This window comes from Coleofasciculaceae cyanobacterium, from assembly GCA_036703275.1.
Lineage (GTDB): Bacteria > Cyanobacteriota > Cyanobacteriia > Cyanobacteriales > Xenococcaceae > Waterburya.
The window spans coordinates 1-1,597 of record DATNPK010000083.1; the positions used below are offsets into that span (position 1 = coordinate 1).

1 protein-coding gene and 1 pseudogene are annotated in these 1,597 nt (G+C 41.4%); one reads left to right on the plus strand and one right to left on the minus strand.

Features of this window, described 5'->3' with window-relative positions:
* Positions 1–34: 34 nt before the first annotated feature.
* A pseudogene (locus V6C71_16045) lies at positions 35–1,247 on the minus strand (RNA-guided endonuclease TnpB family protein).
* Between the two features lie 65 nt (positions 1,248–1,312).
* Here V6C71_16045 and tnpA point away from each other — a divergent pair.
* A partial coding sequence (gene tnpA, locus V6C71_16050; GenBank protein ID HEY9769980.1) for an IS200/IS605 family transposase occupies positions 1,313–1,597 on the plus strand: 285 nt, incomplete at its 3' end.

Sequence of the window (1,597 nt, forward strand, 5' to 3'; positions counted from 1 at the left end):
ACATCCTCTTCAGCCTGAAGGCATGAAGATTCCCCTAGAACAAAGACAATTGCTTCGGGGTGGTAAACGTTTCACCGCCAACAGCAAGCTTCGCTTGACTTACACTCGCTCGACGTTCGTTTTTATACTGGTCGGATTGCCCACCCGTCCATTGGTTCAAATTATTGGCTGCGTTAGTATCTCGGTCGTGGAGGGTATTGCAGTACAAGCATTCCCACTCACGGACATTAAGCTCTTTTTTGCCTCCAGATTGGCCACAGCCAGAGCAAATTTGAGAGCTTGGATACCAACGATCTACTATAGTTAGCTGCCTACCGTACTGGTCGCATTTTGCCTCTAACATCGTTTTGAACTTAGCCCACCCCGCATCTGATATAGCGCGGGATAGTTTTCTATTCTTAACCAAGTTTCCCACTGGCAAATCTTCGATGGCTAATGCTTGGTTTTGGCGTACCAATCGAGTAGTTAGCTTATGTAGAAAATGTGTTCTGGCATCCTTGACTTTTGCGTGGAGTTTAGCCAGGCTTAGTTTTCGTTTTTTCCGGCGATTAGAATCCTTTTTTGCATTGCGCCAGTCTGCGGTTGGCTAGCTTGATTTTGCTCAACATTTTTGAATGCAAACGAGGATTCTCTATCTTTTCGCTATCGAGAATCGCAAAATGAGTCAAACCAAGATCGATGCCGCAGCTATTGTTTGTATGCGGTGCATCCTCTCGAGGCAGATCCAAAGGTGTAGATGCACGGACTTCAACGACAAACGAAGCAAAATATCTATTAGTCGTATCTTTGATAATAGTTACGCTACTAGGTTTACTCGGCAACGGACGAGAGAAAACAACTTTAACATGACCAATTTTAGCCAAATAGACTGACTGAGAATGTGGGGAAAAAGCGTTGCTAGCAAATGGAATTGCTTGTCTGCCATGCTTGTTTTTTGACTTAGGTTTGCCCACTTGCTTACCTTTGCGCTTACCCGACTTGCTATTAAAATAGTTACTCCAGGCTTGTTGCAAATCTCTAACAGACTGTTGTAAAACTACAGAAGATACTTCAGACAACCATTTTCGCTCCTCAGTTTTCTTGGCTTGAGTAATCACCAAGTTGCTTACTTTAGTTGGTCTGTTTAAATTATTTCGGGCTGCGTTTTTATACAGCCACCAAGCATCATTCCAAACAACACGACTTGAACCAAAAGCTTTTGCCAATGGTATTAGTTGTGATTGTTTTGGGTAGATGCGGTAACTATATCTAGCTTTCATTGCTTGGTCTGCATGGTATATTAAAACAATACCATTTTTGGTCTGACTAATCAATGACTCAATATAGACGAGGTAGACATAGCGTTACGTTAATTCATGCTCATTTGGTATTCGTAACTAAATACCGAAAAAAAGTATTTAAGCTAGAGCATATTCAACGATTAGAAGAGGTTTGCAATCATGTAGCTAGCACAATGAATTTTAGGGTCATTCGTCTCAACGGAGAGTCTGACCATGTTCATTTGTTGATTGAATATCCGCCTAAGCTTTCTATTTCTCAGATAGTCAATTCTCTTAAAGGCGTTTCTAGTCGTATGTTAAGAAAGGAATTTAAACTA